20 protein-coding genes are annotated in these 19,368 nt (G+C 36.5%); 3 read left to right on the top strand and 17 right to left on the bottom strand.

Features of this window, described 5'->3' with window-relative positions:
* Positions 1–10 precede the first annotated feature (10 nt).
* From PRVXH_RS10815 to PRVXH_RS10860, 10 genes are all read right to left on the bottom strand, one after another.
* Entirely contained in the window at positions 11–298 is a 288-nt protein-coding gene (locus PRVXH_RS10815; protein ID WP_353892784.1) for a hypothetical protein, read from the bottom strand.
* Positions 291–1,382 (bottom strand): hypothetical protein, encoded by a 1,092-nt coding sequence (locus PRVXH_RS10820; RefSeq protein ID WP_353892785.1) that lies wholly within the window; start codon positions 1,380–1,382, stop codon positions 291–293. The genes PRVXH_RS10815 and PRVXH_RS10820 overlap by 8 nt, the downstream gene beginning before the upstream one ends.
* Before the next feature lie 149 nt (positions 1,383–1,531).
* On the bottom strand, positions 1,532–1,996 hold the full coding sequence (locus tag PRVXH_RS10825; RefSeq protein WP_353892786.1) for a hypothetical protein: 465 nt from the start codon (positions 1,994–1,996) through the stop codon (positions 1,532–1,534).
* Between the two features lie 221 nt (positions 1,997–2,217).
* Positions 2,218–3,747, bottom strand: a complete 1,530-nt coding sequence (locus PRVXH_RS10830; protein WP_353892787.1) for a CPBP family glutamic-type intramembrane protease — start codon at positions 3,745–3,747, stop codon at positions 2,218–2,220.
* A gap of 207 nt (positions 3,748–3,954) precedes the next feature.
* Complete coding sequence (locus PRVXH_RS10835; protein ID WP_353892788.1) at positions 3,955–4,104, bottom strand: hypothetical protein; 150 nt, start codon at positions 4,102–4,104, stop codon at positions 3,955–3,957.
* A complete protein-coding gene (locus tag PRVXH_RS10840; protein WP_353892789.1) occupies positions 4,089–4,343 on the bottom strand; it encodes a hypothetical protein in 255 nt (84 codons plus the stop codon). Before PRVXH_RS10840 ends, PRVXH_RS10835 begins: the two co-directional genes overlap by 16 nt.
* Before the next feature lie 32 nt (positions 4,344–4,375).
* On the bottom strand, positions 4,376–4,615 hold the full coding sequence (locus PRVXH_RS10845) for a hypothetical protein (RefSeq protein WP_353892790.1): 240 nt from the start codon (positions 4,613–4,615) through the stop codon (positions 4,376–4,378).
* Between the two features lie 249 nt (positions 4,616–4,864).
* Positions 4,865–5,218, bottom strand: coding sequence for a hypothetical protein (locus PRVXH_RS10850; RefSeq protein WP_353892791.1), 354 nt, complete (start codon positions 5,216–5,218; stop codon positions 4,865–4,867).
* A gap of 49 nt (positions 5,219–5,267) precedes the next feature.
* Positions 5,268–5,906, bottom strand: a complete 639-nt coding sequence (locus tag PRVXH_RS10855) for an ATP-binding cassette domain-containing protein (protein ID WP_353892792.1) — start codon at positions 5,904–5,906, stop codon at positions 5,268–5,270.
* A 15-nt stretch (positions 5,907–5,921) separates the two neighbouring features.
* Positions 5,922–7,925 carry a hypothetical protein gene (locus tag PRVXH_RS10860; protein WP_353892793.1) on the bottom strand — a complete coding sequence of 668 codons (2,004 nt, stop codon included), beginning with the start codon at positions 7,923–7,925 and terminating at the stop codon, positions 5,922–5,924.
* 230 nt (positions 7,926–8,155) lie between these two features.
* Between PRVXH_RS10860 and PRVXH_RS10865 the strand changes: the two genes are divergently transcribed.
* The gene (locus tag PRVXH_RS10865) at positions 8,156–8,569 is read left to right on the top strand and encodes a helix-turn-helix transcriptional regulator (protein WP_353892794.1); all 414 of its coding nucleotides are present in this window, start codon (positions 8,156–8,158) and stop codon (positions 8,567–8,569) included.
* 104 nt (positions 8,570–8,673) lie between these two features.
* Positions 8,674–8,922, top strand: a complete 249-nt coding sequence (locus tag PRVXH_RS10870; RefSeq protein WP_353892795.1) for a hypothetical protein — start codon at positions 8,674–8,676, stop codon at positions 8,920–8,922.
* Positions 8,923–9,659: 737 nt separating this feature from the next.
* Here the strand turns inward: PRVXH_RS10870 and PRVXH_RS10875 are convergent.
* A complete protein-coding gene (locus tag PRVXH_RS10875; RefSeq protein WP_353892796.1) occupies positions 9,660–10,034 on the bottom strand; it encodes a hypothetical protein in 375 nt (124 codons plus the stop codon).
* Positions 10,035–10,436: 402 nt separating this feature from the next.
* On the opposite strand from PRVXH_RS10875, the gene PRVXH_RS10880 reads away from it, so the two are divergent.
* Entirely contained in the window at positions 10,437–11,651 is a 1,215-nt protein-coding gene (locus tag PRVXH_RS10880) for an IS110 family transposase (protein WP_353892797.1), read from the top strand.
* A gap of 133 nt (positions 11,652–11,784) precedes the next feature.
* Here PRVXH_RS10880 and PRVXH_RS10885 read toward each other — a convergent pair whose 3' ends face one another.
* The 6 genes from PRVXH_RS10885 to PRVXH_RS10910 form a co-directional block, all read right to left on the bottom strand.
* A complete protein-coding gene (locus tag PRVXH_RS10885; RefSeq protein WP_353892798.1) occupies positions 11,785–12,708 on the bottom strand; it encodes a transposase in 924 nt (307 codons plus the stop codon).
* 248 nt (positions 12,709–12,956) lie between these two features.
* Positions 12,957–14,171 (bottom strand): IS110 family transposase, encoded by a 1,215-nt coding sequence (locus tag PRVXH_RS10890; RefSeq protein WP_353892797.1) that lies wholly within the window; start codon positions 14,169–14,171, stop codon positions 12,957–12,959.
* Between the two features lie 834 nt (positions 14,172–15,005).
* Complete coding sequence (locus tag PRVXH_RS10895) at positions 15,006–15,605, bottom strand: CPBP family intramembrane glutamic endopeptidase (protein WP_353892799.1); 600 nt, start codon at positions 15,603–15,605, stop codon at positions 15,006–15,008.
* Complete coding sequence (locus PRVXH_RS10900) at positions 15,587–15,763, bottom strand: hypothetical protein (RefSeq protein WP_353892800.1); 177 nt, start codon at positions 15,761–15,763, stop codon at positions 15,587–15,589. Before PRVXH_RS10900 ends, PRVXH_RS10895 begins: the two co-directional genes overlap by 19 nt.
* Positions 15,764–16,206: 443 nt before the next feature.
* Positions 16,207–17,421, bottom strand: a complete 1,215-nt coding sequence (locus PRVXH_RS10905; protein WP_353892797.1) for an IS110 family transposase — start codon at positions 17,419–17,421, stop codon at positions 16,207–16,209.
* 342 nt (positions 17,422–17,763) lie between these two features.
* The gene (locus PRVXH_RS10910) at positions 17,764–19,236 is read right to left on the bottom strand and encodes a S41 family peptidase (RefSeq protein ID WP_353892801.1); all 1,473 of its coding nucleotides are present in this window, start codon (positions 19,234–19,236) and stop codon (positions 17,764–17,766) included.
* Between the last annotated feature and the right edge of the window lie 132 nt (positions 19,237–19,368).

The following is a 19,368-nucleotide window of genomic DNA, read 5'->3' on the forward strand; positions in this document are numbered from 1 at the left end:
CTAAATTACTCTAATCCCTAATCCTTAACTTTTTATGTATCACAATACTAATAACCACAACACACGGAATTAAGAACATAACTAAGTATATTGTAATATCTGAAAATCCTTTTAGAAACTCACTTAAATCAGTAAAACCATATACAAGCAAAGGTAAAAGAACTGCTATATTTATAGCCACTTCTCTTTTAAAAACTTTTAATTTATTGTCCATATTTTTGTACCTAAAAACTCTTACTACTATAAATATAACAAGTACTACGCTTATAAGAATATCAAAAACGTTTATTTTACCCACCCCCTTTCATGTCTCCCCTTACCTCAATATCAGGCCTTAACTCTTTAATTTCATCAGCATAATCACAAAAAGGTCTTACATATATTTTTTCTAAATGCTTTGCTTCTTCTAAACCAATAATTTCATTTATATTAACAATTACCCTTAACACCTCAACCTCTGGAATTTGCCTTATATCTAAAGATGTAGGCTCAACTATATCATGGCTAAATATCTCTAAATTTTCTAAGTTAGGAAGGTCAGGAACTATTATATTCTCATCCGTAGGCAAATCAAAAGCACCGACACTAAGGTGTTTTAAGTTTTTCATATCAGGAAGGTCATTTATTGAAAAATCAGGGTGTGGGTTAAATATCGTTAAGCTTTCTAAGTTTTTAAGCTCAGCCAGTTGGCTATAGTCCATCAATCTATCTTCTTGATAGATTGTTAAAAGTTGTAAACTTTGTAATTTTTCTATGCCTTCTAATGTTTTGATTCTAAACCTATCTCGACCTAAAGAAAGGATAGTAATATCATCTATTTCATGGAAAATGGTCGGATGACTCTCTTTTAAGCTAGCTAATTGGCTATTTACGGTCTTTTGTAGCTGAGGGTCGGCAAGCTCCCTATTATTAGTCATATATAAGTTTAATGATAAAAAGATTAACACACCTACTAAAGCTATGGATACATCTCTAGTCCTAGTCTTGGGCGCGCTAACATAGACGTTATAGATAAAAAAGCCCACAAAAAAAGCTAGCATTATATATTCGAAGTAATGAATCACAAAATAATTATATTCAAACAAAGAGCCAAATAACAATAATGCACCCATAACTCCAGTTTGCAGCTTTCCTTGATATCTTAAATAGACGGCCCTAACAATCAGTAGAAAAATAATTTGAAATACGCTTAATATAAGCTCCCATCCATTAAATATAGAAACCATGGTTATTACTATGGCTATTAAATTAAATATTTTCTCTCTAGTATAATATCTTTCCGTTAATTTCCCTTTGTGTAAACCAAAATAGATAGTAGACATTATTGTACACAGCATAGCGATAATGATAATACTATAAATAATATTTGCCATAATCTCCAAGGATACACCACCTGTTTATTTAGTGTTATATGAACCTTTCGACACTTGCTTAGAAAGTCCTTTTTTACCAAAAAACCCACCCTAAAATTAAGGTGGGTTAGAAGTATTGAAATATCAAACGCCTGACCTTATGCAATGCTCTAATTAGGTCATTTTATTTCATCACCTTTTTCATCCACAACAATAACCTCTGCATTAGAGTAGTCATATAATTCAAATGGTGTTTTTAGATTCTCATCGTAATCAACATAATAATAATTGTTGTCATGCCATATAATATTTGTGTCATTTCCATTGAAGGTAAACCTCTTATATGACCCATCATTAAAATAGAAATAGTATGAGCTTGCAGCAACATCAGAAATATCTGCATCATCAACTTTGTCCCCAATAATCCCACTGTTAAAAGTATCAACAAATAGCTCTATTTCTTTTGTATCAGTAATATTTTTACTGTCAACACCATACTCAGGATTTCCCATAGCTGTTATTACTTGAACTTTATCTATATTGTTGCTTTCTAGCTGCTCATCAATAAGTTGTTTTTCGGAACACCCCGTAAACATCAGTAAAATTAGTAAAAGCATAGAAACATTGGTTGCTATTTTCTTCATGTTACATACCTCCATCTTCGTTATTTTAAAATGAAAACACATACAATCAAACGTAACCATTTTTTTATAATAAACTAGATTCCTCACTTGGCCATAAAATAACACAACAAATTAACTCTCTTTTTTTACTTTCATCATATTCAATTGTAAAATCCCATCTCATTTTTATCAAGTTCATAGCCTTTATTATGTAAATTTATTTATCTCTTTAGGTGTCTATCTCATATTTCCATGGTAGAATCCAATGTTTTACCCTTATCATTGTATTGCGGCACCTTATTTTTAAATAGATAGCCAAAGGTTAGGGGAAGTACTACTATAATGAAAATTACGTTGAAGTATATGTTAAGTCCCCCAAACACCAATGCAGATACTAAACTAAAAATGTTGTTTCCAGCATGGATTAATATAGGAGCCCATATAGATCCTGTCCATATCATTGATAATCCTAAACCTATACCTAGTATCGTAGAATAAATTCCTTGTGCAACACTCATATGCATTGCTCCAAAAATAACCGCTTGAACTACTACTGCTACTAGCAGAGGTAATTTCTCTTTTAGCTCTCCAAATAAGAAACCTCTAAAAACTATCTCCTCAAGCAATACAGCTATAACTGTTCCAGAAAATAATATTATTATGTGCTCTAAAGTCCTTATTTCGTTCGAGTTAAGAGTGGGAGGTGATATTCCCAGCACCCTTAATAACACTAAACTTAAGGATACAAACCCCATACCAGCGGCAAAAGCAGCTATGCTTTTTTGCCAAGTTATTTTTTTAAAGCGACATATTTGAAAAAGGTTTTTATTTCTTTTTTCAACCATCCAAGTATAAATACAAAAGGCTATAATGGCTCCTAAAATAGAGCCTACTTCAAAATCAACCCGAGTGGGTTGCCTATATGTCCAAGATACTACTGATGCAATAAAACTTATAGATAGACTCAGGCTCATATAAAACACTAGCAATACCTTTATGATATTCCAGAGCATATCTAAAAACGTTCCTTCTTTTCTCTTTCTAATGGCTACTAAAAATCTATTAGGTTTAGCGCCTTTGCCAGTATAATCTTTTGCCCACGGGCTTCTATTTTCTTTAAGATCGCGGAACACAAAAATAGTTGTCATTACTCCAAAGGGTAATGCAAAAAATACAAAGATAAAAAAACACAAGATTTCTAGCAAAATATAAGAAGTCAAGTTGCCAAGTAAAATAGGAGCTAACATGATTAGGCAAGCCAATATTATAAAGAACAATAATTTAAAGCCCTTGTCAGTTGTCAACTCCCAACTTTCATTAAATGATGAAAACACTCCCTTATTTTCATCTATAATAAAATGAAGAAAAAACAAAAACCTAGAAATTAGAAAGATACCTAAAACGAAAGCAAAAATCAAAAGCCCAAAAGAGCTCATTACCCCCATTATTAAAAAGCCAAATAATATTGCCCCTAAAAAAAATGGTATATATTTGTAATTATTTACTAAGTCTATCGACTGAACTTTTTTACCATCATAAACATTGAAACAAATTTTAATGATGCTAAAAGTAAGAAGTACCAATAAAAAGTGTCTCATAATCCTCAAAAAGTATTCAACGCTGTATACACTAGAAGTCTTAACCAGAAACTCCAGAGTTACTACAGCTAATGCTAAGATAAATAAGTATTGTGCTAGCTGCAAAAAATTATCTTTAACCTTGACAAACCCAACATTTAAAGCCTGTTTTATTGAAAATGTATATGCGTCCATAAAACTCCCCCTTTTATGAATTTTTCACATACATAAACCGGAAAAAGTAGCAAAATCCCACCTAATAACTACTGATCATCAAAGGAAAATGGGCAAAGATAATTGCCATCAGGTGTTACACGGCAGCCTAATGAAGTAGTCCAACTCCTCTCTCTGGTAAAGAAGATTATCATTTACAGCCCAGATATTAATGCAAATGCTGTATAGCTACTTATCCCGTTCATTGTTTTGTTTTGGTGGCAAGCTATATATAACTTCTCCATTTCCATTCAAAAATTCAAGCTTTGGAATGTCATTTTCATCAATTACCATTCTTATACGTTCGTTTCCTTTGCTATCGCTTAGCTTAACCGACACTTCTCCATTTGAGTTTTGCCCATAAACATTCTTCGATGGTTATCTTTGCTTAATTCTTGCATTATTTTTTGTTTTTCAGGTCCATCTTCCATTTCTTCTATTTGTTTCATTAATTGAACTGTTTCTTTAATAGTATTTTTAGGTCTATCAAAAACATTTAGTCCATAGTTTTGACAACCATTATTATCAACTACAGACATTTGAATTACTTGGTCTTGATTGTATTGGTCAAATGACAAAGATAGTCCTGATTCATACTCACCATTTTCTTTTACTTTACTTTACTTCCAAAAATTAACCCGCCACATTCCGTACCATTACCGTTATAGAACATGATTCCTGCATTATTATCATCCTGCCTATGTCCAGGTAAAATATCCTCCCCTTCAAATATTGCTGATGGCATATTTTTGCTATTAAACAATGACATTTTGACAGTTCCATCTTTTTCAACAATGTTCAATCTTTCTAAATCAATATTTGTAAATTTCTTGCTTTCTTTATTACACATTATAATTCCCTCCTTAATCCCACTCGTCCCATAGCACCAGGATATTCTACTCTAGGTTTTCTTGCCATAAGATCACCCTTAACTCTTAATATAGTGTTATGTGAATGTTTCGACAGTTATTTGGAAATCCCTTTTTTTATCAACAAAACCCACCCTAAAATTAAGGTGGGTTAGAAGTATTGAAATATTAAAAGCCTGACCCGGGAGGTTTGCTTTCTTTGCCCCTACCATGGTTGACCCTTATACTGCTTATCGTTTTTCCAAATGCACTGGAACCCCAAACCCTTCGCTTTGTTTAAGCAAATCAGCAATGGCGTCACGCTCGGATCTCGAACTATAACTAACCATAATCAGCCCTCGGTCCTGATGCTCAGGAAAAGGCTTACCTACTTTTACCCTAATACCATCACCTAATGCTTCTATCTCTTTAGCTAAATCTTGATGTTTGTCAAGCGCCTCATTGGCCTCAACTACCGTCGGCAGCTGGTCGTACGGCGGGTGAGTGTCCCTTGGTGCTGAAAACAGACCGTTTAGAGCCGCAGCTCCCACTATCACCAGTAAGGCAGCAATGACACCGATAATGATTTTATAGGTTATTCTCATAAAGGTCCTCCTAGTTCTAACGTAATTGTTAGTCGACAGATGAGGTAACTTAAGAACCGACCTCATGCCGAACTCCACAAGCGTTGATCATTTCAGAGTCATGGGTCGCCACAATAACTGTGCGGCCGCGCATCGCGAAGTCAGAGAACAGTTCTATGACTTTTTTCCGGTTAGCTGCATCCAGTGAGGCAGTAGGCTCATCAATAAACAGAATGGACGCATCCTTATAAATGGCACGGGCCAGTGCCAGTCGCTGTTTTTCTCCCCCACTTAGATGACTGGCCAACTCATTTTCTCGACCCTGAAGACCCGTCTGTTCCAGTACCTCCACCAACCGCGCCTGGTTTCCAGTGACCCGTTTTCCTAGCAAACTTACTCCCATGGTAATATTGAAAGCAATGGACTCATCATCCATAATACCATAATCCTGAAGTATAAATGCCGCGTGATCCCGCCAGAAATGACGTCGTGCCACAGTACTATACTTAGTTACATCGTCTCCGTCGATCAAAATGCGTCCCTGATCCACAGGGAGCAACAGCCCGAGACAATGCAATAGTGTAGTCTTTCCGCATCCACTCGGGCCAACAAGAGCTGTCATCATACCAGGTTTACAACTTATTGTCTCACTCTCAAGCACGCGCCGCCCTCCAATTGATACTGACAAATCCTGGCCTTCAATCAACATCTATACCACCTCCAATTAAATTCGACGCTTACTGACGCCATTAAAACACCAACGTGTAGCAATTAGATGACTTAACGGCACAACAGTCAATCCAAACATTGCCGCTACTAGTATGGGGCCTAGTGAATAAGGCCTTTGAAACAAAATAACGACGCTTACCAGTACTACCCCTACAAGTATTTCCTTGGCTATACGCCTATGTAGAATTCGCAACCATGACTGACCTGCTAATCGCAACGGGAAGTCACGCTTAGCTTGTAGCAGTGCTGTAATTGATGCACTTATAGCCGCAGAGACAGTAAAGGCAACTCCTAACGCAACCAAAGCAAGGCTTCTCAACCACACAACGTACGCTGCAAACTGTGCCTGGAGAAGTCCCTCTTCAGCAATGTAAACAACATTTAGTTTGCCACTGAATCCGCGCTCCCTTAGCGCTTGCTCAGAAAGATCGTGCTGCTCCAATAACTGCTGCGTAGCGGTCACATCGGTAAACACGATATTGCTAGTTGAGGCCATAGATGTCAAGTTGGAATCGTTATAGGTGTCATAAAGCGAGGGCACAACGACAAACAAAACATCGTCGGCAAATAGAAGTCTATTGCCCCATCCTCCTTCTGCTACTGGAAGTCGCAACCCATCGGCTGGTTCCAAGTATTTAAACTGTGTAAATAACTCCTCTGAAAGGCTTTCTCTAGACAATATTTCAACCGTTTCTAGAATTTTTTGATGCAGGTCTTCTGGTATGCTATTGGAAGGCACCGATGTTAAAGCAGGCTGTGGCGCTCCCTTTGTCGCCAGATCGAGCCAACGCTGGTTAACATAGGAGACAACAGAGTACTCTCCAAAATCTACACCCTCTCCAGTATCCACCCGTGTCCACATGCCTTGGGTGAATGTATAGGAGTGAGCGACCATATCAAGGGATTCAGCGTCCTTTACCATCTCGCCAATCTGTGGCTCAAGGGCAACCATCCCATCCTTACCATCAAGATCTCCCATTCCAAACTCTATAGCGACTTGGTCTGAAAGTTGTTGCCACTGAGCCATTTCAACAGCAACTGCTGAAGAAAATTTATACGCTGACCAGGCAGGTCCAGCCGTGGCTACCACCAATAGGAAGGTAACCGCCTTAATCACGATGGCTGCCGAACGAAGGCTTTTTATTGCCGGTTGTCTAGTGGAAAGCATAGTTACACTAGGCCACGCAGTGGCTGACATCACAAGGGCAGCAAGCAATGCTACAGCAATAATAGCAACTTGCAAGCTAACCAGGACCTTGAGAAAGGTGCCGACGTACACCCAGCCATGTAGCACCCCCACATAGACCGATGCAATCGAAGCGATAACCCCAGCCGAAATCAGCAGAGCACCCCCGAACCCAGTTAAATCTTGCATCTGAATCCACACAGTCGGGCAGCCGCCCAAAACCCGAAGGGCACGACCCCGTGCTTTTACAGACAGCCAAAACAGCGCAAGCGCTACGAGCAGTGCTAACACCGCAATAACGGCGGCAGCAAATCCTCTTTCATACACCACGAATTTAAGGCTGTCAAAAGTTGACGCATCCCGGCGGTCAACCTTTACACCTACGCTTTTTAGCTCGTTCAGAGCGTCATCTAGGTGAGCTTTTTGCCTGGTCACTAGATAGGTTCCATCAGGATAGGAGTTAGCAAGTCGCTCCTTACCGACGATCTTACTTACATCGTCACCACCGAACCAAGTAAATTGGGAGGGCAAATCTCCACCATCAAACGCTACAAAAAACTGCCCATCGCCGCCACTGTCAAGCTCTGGCGCGACCTTAACCAGCCCGAGATTCCAGCGGACATCAAGCTCCTCCAACATTGTAAATGCTTCAGTGATTGAAAAGTTCGACTCGCTAAAGTCGAGCCTAAAACTGCTCTCAACACCAATGGCCTGAGGAAAATCTCGATCGTAAAGGTCCGTAATAACTATCGCTAACAACGCAAGCAAAATAAACAATACGCCGGCAACAGCCACTATTATCCGTTTATACAATAACGCCCCCTCCTTCCAAAACTATCTATAATTTAGCCGGGCTCCGGCAACTGCAATCATCCACTCTGTAAAGCAAAAGTTAGAGTAGATAATGTCAAAAGAAGGACACTTGATAATAATAATATTTTCCTCATAAAATCTCCCCCCTTCATTATCTTCTAATCTTATAATATAATAATATTATGAATAATCAACCCGATTGGAGTCGGGGTTCATAGGGGGGCGACTTTTTGACTTATAATTTGAAAGGGTTTGGAGAAAAGCTTAGTTCCATTAGAAAAAAATTAAACTATACACAAAACTATATTTCTAGAGAGTTGGGTATTCACCCTGATACATTACGAAAAATAGAAGGTGGTAAGGTTATACCTAAAATCGAAACTTTAGATAACCTTTCTTCTGTTTTAAAAGCTGATATAACAGCTTTATTTCTAGAATACAGAATAGATGATTACTCTTATTTTAATGATGTTAAAGGAAGTCTTGAAGCTAAGTTAGATAGATTTGATTACCAAAGCTTAAGTAGCGAGATTAAGATGCTAAACAAGCTATCAGCTGTAATAAAAAATCCATACTACAAAAAATTAATTAAACAACTAACTCTCTTTGCTACAGCTATCCCCTTTCTGAAAAGCAAGATTTAAAAGCAGCACAAGACAAGTTAATTGAAGCTTTAAAGTTAACAACTCCTAAATTTAAATTAAGTAGCCATACTAAATTTGCGTACTCTTTAATGGAAGTTATGATTTTGATGAACATTGCTTTTGTTAGAAATGATTTGGGTTATAAGGATGAATATTTAAGCTTAATGGAATTTTGCCTAACACAGGTGGAACAAAGAGATAATCTTCACCCTATAATCTGTCATAATTTAGCCACCTCATATTATAGAAACAAGATGTATAAAGAAGCGCTAAAGTATGGTCAGTTAGGTATAGAAGCTTATAAAAAAAGCCGCGTATTTAACCAAATGCACAGCCTATACTATATGAGCTGAATACAGATTAGAGAATAACGAGTACATAAGATCTATTAAAATGGCAATCTATTTGTGCGAGGCTTATGGTTTACATGATGTTAAAAAAATGTTGATTTCCAAGTGTAATAAGTTCTTAGATTCTAAGCATGATTTTGAAAAAGATTGTTTGTATCATATTGATGAATAAGTTAAAAAAACTCTCGATAGTTCCCCTTGCTTAGGAACTCGAGAGTTTTTCATCCCTTAACAGTCAAAAACACCACTTTGCATAGTGGTGTTTTGGCGTATTGTAGCCCTGACCCGGGAGGCTTGCTTTTTGACAAAATATAGGGGTTTATCTCATATTTTCATGGTAGACCCTCTATGTTCTTTCAAGAGCCCCTACATCTTATGCGATATGCGATCCTTTTTATTTGCTAAGTAATGGGTTAGAAGTATTGAAATATCAAAAGTCTAACCCCAATGTTTTCCCCAAAACCCCAAGCTTCATTTATAGTATGAGCCGTTAAAGAAATTGGAATGACTGCAACCAAACCACCAACAAACGCTGCTCTAAGCCTTTTTAGCTTAGGAGTTATGTATTTCATATTGAATTTATCATGATGGAGGCGGAGCATATCGGTTCGTATGTACAATGTCTCTTGAGGATTACAGCCATAAGAGGTAATGTGTGCTACACCCTCGCCCCCTTATCGTAAATCTGAATGTAATTTTTTAATAATTCACCTCATGTTTTCATTGTAGTCCCCTATGCTTTATCCTTCCTTATGCTTTATGCAAAGGTAGTAAAAGTAAGCACAGTATAAGACAACCCCTAAAAAAATTGATACCCACATAGCCAAAGTTGATTTGTGTCCTAATGCAAGCCTCGGTATAATTTGAGAAGTTACTAATAGTACAATAAAAGCAACTATACTAAGAACTTTTTTATATTTAATGCTAGCTATTAGCATCCATACCCCAGCAATAACAACAAAAATAGTGTATATTCTCACCTCAAAATCTGCAAAATTTGTAATATGATCTGCTTTGTCGAAATAATGCATAACTGCCCATGAAAAGATTATAACAGACAACACTAAGCTTCTTGGAAGTTTGTTGACTTCCCCTAACTCCTTAAGTTGTTTCAAGATATCCCCCCCTCCTCCTTACGCCAAACTAAAATGAGATTAAAAACACTATTCAGTAAAATAACCTATTTAAGTAATATAGGGGTCTACCATGGAAATATGAGATAGACCCCTAATATATTACGTATAAATTTGTGATTAAAGGGGTCTGATTCTTTAAAAAATTGAGTCACACCCCTTTAAATTATAATATAAACTGATATAATGATTAGCAAACGAGGGTGTGGCTCGCGGGGTCAGTTGCTCAGAAATGAGTTAACTCAGTCCTGAAATGCCGCCCTCGTTTTTGTTGTGTCCGTAACGTTGACCGGGATGATGCCGTCCTACGGGAAGTGGCTCTGCTAGTAGACGTAACGTTGGATTACAACTTTAATTGGGTGCAAATAAAAAATAGGAGGGAGAATGATGCAAGGTCAGCAGATGATAGTTGGTGTAGACGTAGGTTATTACAATCATCATGTAGCTATAGGCTTAGCAGGAGATATTTTAAAGGATTTTGAGATACCCCATAGCCAGAAAGGGTTTAGGTATTTCTTTAATCAAATAACATCTTTTGTACAAGCTTATGAAGTATCAGACATAGTTGTTGGTATGGAGGGGACTAATGGCCATGCTCGGCCATTAGATCAAATGGTTAAAGATAAAGGGTACATGTTACTAAATGTTAATAACCTAAAGTTTGCCCGTTTTAAAGAAATCTTCGCTACACCAGAGAAAAATGACCGCATGGATGCAAGACAAATAGTCACCCTTATGATGATGGCCCCAATGATGGAACAAGGCAAGGAAGTGCTTCAAGAAGTGCATAACACATCTGAGATTGAAACTAAATTAAAACGTATTAGTCGCCGTCGCCATCAGATAGTTAAAGAAAAAGTTATAATACAAAATAGAATGCAAGCAGATCTGCAATCTGTATGCCCAGGTTTTTTGAAAATGTTTGCATCTGTGGATGCCTTTTATGTACTGCGCTTTTTGAGCTGTCGTCCGGACTTGCGTAAGTTAAAAAGACTTAGATTACCGACAATACTCAAGATTCAAGGTGTTGGTAAAGGACATGCTAAAAAGTTACAAAGGTGGCAAGAGGAAGCTAGCTTTGGCTCAGAAGTAGAGTGGGTAGGCCCTATGATAGCAGAAGATGCTTCGCGCTTATTAGCCCTTAAAGAAAGGTTAATTGAATTAGAAAAACAAATCAAATCATTAGTTAGGCAGTCAAGATTGGGCTCTCTTATTCGAAGCATACCAGGCTTTGGCCCTATTTGTTCTGGAATAATAGCTGCAGAAATAGGTACAATTAGTAGGTTTGACTCTGAGGCTGGGTTAGCAATCTACCTAGGTATGGCTCCTCTTGACAATAGTTCTGGCCTATATGAAGGAACAAAATCACCTAAACAAGTTAACAAACATGCGAAAAAAGCTATGATGCAAGCACTGCAGCATCATGTGCGAAGGGTTGATGAATCTAAAGTTTACTTCCAAAAAAAATGTGATGAAGGCAAGAAATACAATCAAGCTCTGCGGTCCTTAGGACGGCATTTAACAAGAGTAATATGGAGTATGATCAAAAACAATAGAAAATATGAACGTCGTGAAAAAGAAACAAGTAAAGCTGCGTAATTTTTAAAAAACACTTTTTCTAAACTAAGGGAACTTATGTTCAACTATATCCATTTAAAAGAAAAAAAGTTAAAAATAAACATATTATAAAGAAACTTGACAAAACGTACGGGATGTTCAGGCTTTTGATATTTCAATACTCCTTAGCTATCTGCTGCGACACCTCTCTCATTAACATTTTCACTGAGTCTGATACATCCCCTTTCCCTCTTTTAACATTAGATATTACAGGTGAGGAAATCCCTAGCCTATTACTAATTTCAATGTTTGTTACAGTACTATATCTGGTGCTTAATAATATAATTGCTTTTCTAGCATCTACATAGCTTTGCTGTTTTGTTTTTTGGGCCAGTTCTTTTTTGCTAATGTCAACTTTCTCACAAACCATATCTATAATTCTATCTATATCAACCTCATTATCATCTGCGCTAGCAGCTACTTCTTGTTCAAACTCCTGTAGCATTAAATAAATTTCTTTTTCGTCAATTAAATATTCTTCAATCTTTAACGGTCCTTCATCCAAGTCCATAAACCTTTTATATTCTTTCAATCCTCTATTTATTTTGTTGCCACCTAAAATCTCAAGAATAAAAAGGACATCTACTATGGAAGCTTTATTTAGTTTCAGATAATCCCTATGGCTGCTCCACTTATAGTTAAAACCTTCCTTAAGGTTAGCCTTAACAGGGTTATAGTGGATATATTTAATTAATTGTAGAAGATACGAGTCTCTGTCACATAGTAGCGCTTTATAACGCTGCTGAAAAACGTGACCTGTGCGATTATACCTTTTATTAAACCATTGGGTATAGCTTTGCTGAATACCTTGCATGATTTTTGATAATCGAGTATTGCCTGTTTCGATTAACATATGAGCGTGATTATCCATTATGCAATAAGCATACAGGTTAAAGCTATATCGCTTTTTATACTTGCTAATCAACGCAATATAATAAGACTTATCTACATCCTTACTAAAGATGGTTTCCCCATTGTTGCCCCTACACATAACATGGTAGAGTGCACCAGGATATTCTACTCTAGGTTTTCTTGCCATAAGATCACCCTTAACTCTTAATATAGTGTTATGTGAATGTTTCGACAGTTGTTTGGAAATTCCTTTTTTTATTAACAAAACCCACCCTAAAATTAAGGTGGGTTAGGAGTATTGAAATATCAAAAGCCTGAACATCCCGTACGTTTTGTCAAGTTTCTTTATAATATGTTTATTTTTAACTTTTTTTCTTTTAAATGGATATAGTTGAACATAAGTTCCCTTAGTTTAGAAAAAGTGCTTTTTAAAAATTACGCAGCTTTACTTGTTTCTTTTTCACGACGTTCATATTTTCTATTGTTTTTGATCATACTCCATATTACTCTTGTTAAATGCCGTCCTAAGGACCGCAGAGCTTGATTGTATTTCTTGCCTTCATCACATTTTTTTTGGAAGTAAACTTTAGATTCATCAACCCTTCGCACATGATGCTGCAGTGCTTGCATCATAGCTTTTTTCGCATGTTTGTTAACTTGTTTAGGTGATTTTGTTCCTTCATATAGGCCAGAACTATTGTCAAGAGGAGCCATACCTAGGTAGATTGCTAACCCAGCCTCAGAGTCAAACCTACTAATTGTACCTATTTCTGCAGCTATTATTCCAGAACAAATAGGGCCAAAGCCTGGTATGCTTCGAATAAGAGAGCCCAATCTTGACTGCCTAACTAATGATTTGATTTGTTTTTCTAATTCAATTAACCTTTCTTTAAGGGCTAATAAGCGCGAAGCATCTTCTGCTATCATAGGGCCTACCCACTCTACTTCTGAGCCAAAGCTAGCTTCCTCTTGCCACCTTTGTAACTTTTTAGCATGTCCTTTACCAACACCTTGAATCTTGAGTATTGTCGGTAATCTAAGTCTTTTTAACTTACGCAAGTCCGGACGACAGCTCAAAAAGCGCAGTACATAAAAGGCATCCACAGATGCAAACATTTTCAAAAAACCTGGGCATACAGATTGCAGATCTGCTTGCATTCTATTTTGTATTATAACTTTTTCTTTAACTATCTGATGGCGACGGCGACTAATACGTTTTAATTTAGTTTCAATCTCAGATGTGTTATGCACTTCTTGAAGCACTTCCTTGCCTTGTTCCATCATTGGGGCCATCATCATAAGGGTGACTATTTGTCTTGCATCCATGCGGTCATTTTTCTCTGGTGTAGCGAAGATTTCTTTAAAACGGGCAAACTTTAGGTTATTAACATTTAGTAACATGTACCCTTTATCTTTAACCATTTGATCTAATGGCCGAGCATGGCCATTAGTCCCCTCCATACCAACAACTATGTCTGATACTTCATAAGCTTGTACAAAAGATGTTATTTGATTAAAGAAATACCTAAACCCTTTCTGGCTATGGGGTATCTCAAAATCCTTTAAAATATCTCCTGCTAAGCCTATAGCTACATGATGATTGTAATAACCTACGTCTACACCAACTATCATCTGCTGACCTTGCATCATTCTCCCTCCTATTTTTTATTTGCACCCAATTAAAGTTGTAATCCAACGTTACGTCTACTAGCAGAGCCACTTCCCGTAGGACGGCATCATCCCGGTCAACGTTACGGACACAACAAAAACGAGGGCGGCATTTCAGGACTGAGTTAACTCATTTCTGAGCAACTGACCCCGCGAGCCACACCCTCGTTTGCTAATCATTATATCAGTTTATATTATAATTTAAAGGGGTGTGACTCAATTTTTTAAAGAATCAGACCCCTTTAATCACAAATTTATACGTAATATATTAGGGGTCTATCTCATATTTCCATGGTAGACCCCAATGTTTTCATAATTATACAACTTTAACTTCTTTATTTCCAGGCACTCATCTCCTTCAGGCGAAATATGCCTTCTCACCATGTTGTAAACTAAAAAACAAAGTAGTTAAAACCAAAAGAGATCCACTGACTATACTAGTATCCTCTTCAAAAACTCCCCCTCTTTAACATCTCTTGATTCTACAATATAATACTATTATGAATAATCAACCCGATTGGAATCGGGGTTGGATAGATGGTGATTTTTTCAGTTATAATTTGAAAGGCTTCGGCGAAAACTTAAATCCATCAGAAAAGGGCTGGGTTATACACAGGGCTACATTTCCAAAAAGTTAAATATTCACACTAGGGGCAAAATGATAGGGGGCAGGCTTTTGATATTTCAATACTCCTTAGCTATTTGCTGCGACACCTCTCTTAACCTTTGCACTGAGTATGATACATCCCCTTAAGACCCCATGTTTCCCATTAGTAAAAAACACAGGTCCTATCTGATTATTTCCATGATAGACCCTTAGCCTTGGTGGGTAATCTTTTCTTTAAATATGTTTCTTTTATTTATCAAAGTCATAAACCCAAAGTTATTTAAAACATGAATGATAAATGCAGTCCAAATACTTTGTGTGAAATATACACTTATTGCACATATTACTCCTAATATAAGCGAGCCAATCCAGACAAACCAGTTACTCCAAGTTTTTATATGGACCACTAAAAATAGTATTGATGTTAATAAGATAGCTATTATAGGATGGACTAAGCTTAAAAGAGAAACAAGTAAAATTCCCCGATATAAAAACTCTTCTGCTGGCAGTTCTATAACAAACATTAATAATTGGGTATAAACTAATCCTATACTCACTTGTTCTTTTTTCAACTTAATTCCTTTGGCTATTAAAATATGAGCAACCATAAAAAACGTTCCTATTATCAAACCATAAATAAGCGATTCTAAGGATATATACAAAAATCTTTTATCCATCGAATATAACGCTACTATTCCAACTGCGATTAATAATATTCTTTTAAATATATTCTCTTTTAATAGCTTAGTTTCCCAAAATATATCTATTATCGTTAACAACAATCCAATACTTAAAAATAAAATAGGCATAATATTCTCCAATTTACTAAACTTTTACTGTCGCTTCTACCCTCATAATATTCATGTACGTCCAAATCAGATAGCCATTTTGTTAACATTGAATAGTCGTCCGTACAATCTCGAAGTTGACGTACCTTTATTCTTTCATCTTCGAAAAATATTGCCATTAATACCCTCCTCCAATGTTTTAATCTCATTTATTTACAACCTTTAAATTAACTGTAGAATATAGGGGGTAAGCTTTTGATATTTCTAAATTCCTTGACTATTTGCCGCGAACCTTTCTCTTGAACCTTTTCACTGAATCTTATAAATCCTCTTTCCCCCTTTTTAGGATATTCTACTCTAGGTTTTCTTGCCATAAGATCACCCTTAACTCTTAATTTGTTGTTATGTGAATGTTTCGACAGTTGTTTGGAAAGTCCTTTTTTAAAACCAAAACCCACCCTAAAAAATAAGGTGGGTTAGAAGTATTGAAATATCAAAAGCCTGAACATCCCGTACGTTTTGTCAAGTTTCTTTATAATATGTTTATTTTTAACTTTTTTTCTTTTAAATGGATATAGTTGAACATAAGTTCCCTTAGTTTAGAAAAAGTGCTTTTTAAAAATTACGCAGCTTTACTTGTTTCTTTTTCACGACGTTCATATTTTCTATTGTTTTTGATCATACTCCATATTACTCTTGTTAAATGCCGTCCTAAGGACCGCAGAGCTTGATTGTATTTCTTGCCTTCATCACATTTTTTTTGGAAGTAAACTTTAGATTCATCAACCCTTCGCACATGATGCTGCAGTGCTTGCATCATAGCTTTTTTCGCATGTTTGTTAACTTGTTTAGGTGATTTTGTTCCTTCATATAGGCCAGAACTATTGTCAAGAGGAGCCATACCTAGGTAGATTGCTAACCCAGCCTCAGAGTCAAACCTACTAATTGTACCTATTTCTGCAGCTATTATTCCAGAACAAATAGGGCCAAAGCCTGGTATGCTTCGAATAAGAGAGCCCAATCTTGACTGCCTAACTAATGATTTGATTTGTTTTTCTAATTCAATTAACCTTTCTTTAAGGGCTAATAAGCGCGAAGCATCTTCTGCTATCATAGGGCCTACCCACTCTACTTCTGAGCCAAAGCTAGCTTCCTCTTGCCACCTTTGTAACTTTTTAGCATGTCCTTTACCAACACCTTGAATCTTGAGTATTGTCGGTAATCTAAGTCTTTTTAACTTACGCAAGTCCGGACGACAGCTCAAAAAGCGCAGTACATAAAAGGCATCCACAGATGCAAACATTTTCAAAAAACCTGGGCATACAGATTGCAGATCTGCTTGCATTCTATTTTGTATTATAACTTTTTCTTTAACTATCTGATGGCGACGGCGACTAATACGTTTTAATTTAGTTTCAATCTCAGATGTGTTATGCACTTCTTGAAGCACTTCCTTGCCTTGTTCCATCATTGGGGCCATCATCATAAGGGTGACTATTTGTCTTGCATCCATGCGGTCATTTTTCTCTGGTGTAGCGAAGATTTCTTTAAAACGGGCAAACTTTAGGTTATTAACATTTAGTAACATGTACCCTTTATCTTTAACCATTTGATCTAATGGCCGAGCATGGCCATTAGTCCCCTCCATACCAACAACTATGTCTGATACTTCATAAGCTTGTACAAAAGATGTTATTTGATTAAAGAAATACCTAAACCCTTTCTGGCTATGGGGTATCTCAAAATCCTTTAAAATATCTCCTGCTAAGCCTATAGCTACATGATGATTGTAATAACCTACGTCTACACCAACTATCATCTGCTGACCTTGCATCATTCTCCCTCCTATTTTTTATTTGCACCCAATTAAAGTTGTAATCCAACGTTACGTCTACTAGCAGAGCCACTTCCCGTAGGACGGCATCATCCCGGTCAACGTTACGGACACAACAAAAACGAGGGCGGCATTTCAGGACTGAGTTAACTCATTTCTGAGCAACTGACCCCGCGAGCCACACCCTCGTTTGCTAATCATTATATCAGTTTATATTATAATTTAAAGGGGTGTGACTCAATTTTTTAAAGAATCAGACCCCTTTAATCACAAATTTATACGTAATATATTAGGGGTCTATCTCATATTTCCATGGTAGACCCCAATGTTTTTCATTTACGATCATTATAAATAATTATTAATAAACTTACTTATACTTTCTATAGCTTTATCCGGGGCGACCCAAAAATCAGGCTTAAAACCCACCCCTTCTGAATCACTAAGATCAGGATTTAAAATTAATGTTTGTCCGAATTGCACTCTTGTTAGGGAATTCGGCAATATATAATTATGATTATTTCCAACCAAGCTGACTCCTGCAGTATTTGTCCCTATAAAAATAACATTGTCTAGTTTTGCCAAATAATCTATAAAACTTTCCCCAGATGAACCCGTATTTTTATCAGTTATAACAAAGATGGGAGTCGAATTTTTTCTTAGTTGTGGGTTGCTGTAATATGTTGGTGCCCAACCAGGGTAATAATCTTGTAGACGAATTTCTTCAATATCCCTAACTCCCCCCCTTTTTATTGCATCAGTTGTAGTGTTAGTAAATAAAGTACTTGACACAGTACTTCTTTGGACTTTTTCGCCGGTATAGTTTTCTATCCATTCTATTGGATAAATAACATATCCCCCTGTGTTCCCTCTTACATCAATTATAAAGTGATCCTCGTTCTTTAGTTTCTTTGCATCTTCGGTAAAGTTTGCTAGAAGTTCTTCTTCCCTATTTGTTTGCCAATGCATTGCCCGAATTCCTATTATAGGAATGGAATCCACTTCTCCGTAGGTATATATCTCTTCTCCAACATTTTCTGATGCACTTACTTTTTGCAAAGACACAGTTTCCGTTGTTTTATCATCCTCTGATTGAAGGGTTATATCAATGTGCTGTTCTAATCTTGTCGAAGGATACAGGCCACCTAGAAAATACACTAGTTCTCCTTCTTCATTAATTGAGAGTTTTATATAATCTTCTATATCACCATCATCTATATCTGTTAAGTAATACTTATTATTGTCTATTAAAGTGTAGAATCCGTTATCATCCTTTAAGAAAGAAAATTCATCACTACTATAATAAATATACTCTTGATATAATTGCCTCATCCCAATTCTAAAGTGACCGTCCTGTATAAAGTCTAAATTTTGTTCTAAGATCATTTCTAATTCCCTGTTGTATAGTTTTTCTTCTTTTTGGTTAATTTCATCAATGATGTTTTCTTTGGCGTTTAAAAATTTATCATCCCCACCAAAGTATTCATATGCCGCATATCCATATTTAAGGATGCCGAAAAAATACTCCACATCAGCTATAGCTTCCTCAGCTGTTATAAAGGTTACCCGTTCATCTATTTCAACAAATTTATCATCAGGCTCTTCACCAAAGTCTTCATACTCGTAGAGCAGCTTATTAAACTCATCAATTAATTCCTTTTCATCATCAACAGGTGCAAAAGATCGGTTTTCAGCAACCAGTTCCTTTATTTCTTCTGGAATTTCTACCTGCTGCTGCACCTCATTACTTTCACACCCTGTAAAAAGAATTATAGTTATGGTACACAGAAAAAGGATTAAAGAATGATTCAATTTAATCACCGACTTTCCTCCCCTTCAAACTTAAATTTTAAAACAAAGTAATTGAAATAAAGTTTTTTGTTATTGAATTTCTTTTTTCCTGACCTTCCATGGACTGATTATGGGCTTGCAATGAAAATGATAGGGGTCAGA

Source organism: Proteinivorax hydrogeniformans, from assembly GCF_040515995.1.
Lineage (GTDB): Bacteria > Bacillota > Proteinivoracia > Proteinivoracales > Proteinivoracaceae > Proteinivorax > Proteinivorax hydrogeniformans.

Bases quoted from the DNA above. Each gene is read 5' to 3' on its own strand.
- PRVXH_RS10825 (WP_353892786.1), bottom strand. From the start codon at position 1,996: ATGAAGAAAATAGCAACCAATGTTTCTATGCTTTTACTAATTTTACTG.
- PRVXH_RS10830 (WP_353892787.1), bottom strand. From the start codon at position 3,747: ATGGACGCATATACATTTTCAATAAAACAGGCTTTAAATGTTGGGTTT.
- PRVXH_RS10845 (WP_353892790.1), bottom strand. From the start codon at position 4,615: ATGTGTAATAAAGAAAGCAAGAAATTTACAAATATTGATTTAGAAAGA.
- PRVXH_RS10850 (WP_353892791.1), bottom strand. From the start codon at position 5,218: ATGAGAATAACCTATAAAATCATTATCGGTGTCATTGCTGCCTTACTG.
- PRVXH_RS10855 (WP_353892792.1), bottom strand. From the start codon at position 5,906: ATGTTGATTGAAGGCCAGGATTTGTCAGTATCAATTGGAGGGCGGCGC.
- PRVXH_RS10880 (WP_353892797.1), top strand. From the start codon at position 10,437: ATGATGCAAGGTCAGCAGATGATAGTTGGTGTAGACGTAGGTTATTAC.
- PRVXH_RS10885 (WP_353892798.1), bottom strand. From the start codon at position 12,708: ATGGCAAGAAAACCTAGAGTAGAATATCCTGGTGCACTCTACCATGTT.
- PRVXH_RS10890 (WP_353892797.1), bottom strand. From the start codon at position 14,171: ATGATGCAAGGTCAGCAGATGATAGTTGGTGTAGACGTAGGTTATTAC.
- PRVXH_RS10895 (WP_353892799.1), bottom strand. From the start codon at position 15,605: ATGCCTATTTTATTTTTAAGTATTGGATTGTTGTTAACGATAATAGAT.
- PRVXH_RS10900 (WP_353892800.1), bottom strand. From the start codon at position 15,763: ATGGCAATATTTTTCGAAGATGAAAGAATAAAGGTACGTCAACTTCGA.
- PRVXH_RS10905 (WP_353892797.1), bottom strand. From the start codon at position 17,421: ATGATGCAAGGTCAGCAGATGATAGTTGGTGTAGACGTAGGTTATTAC.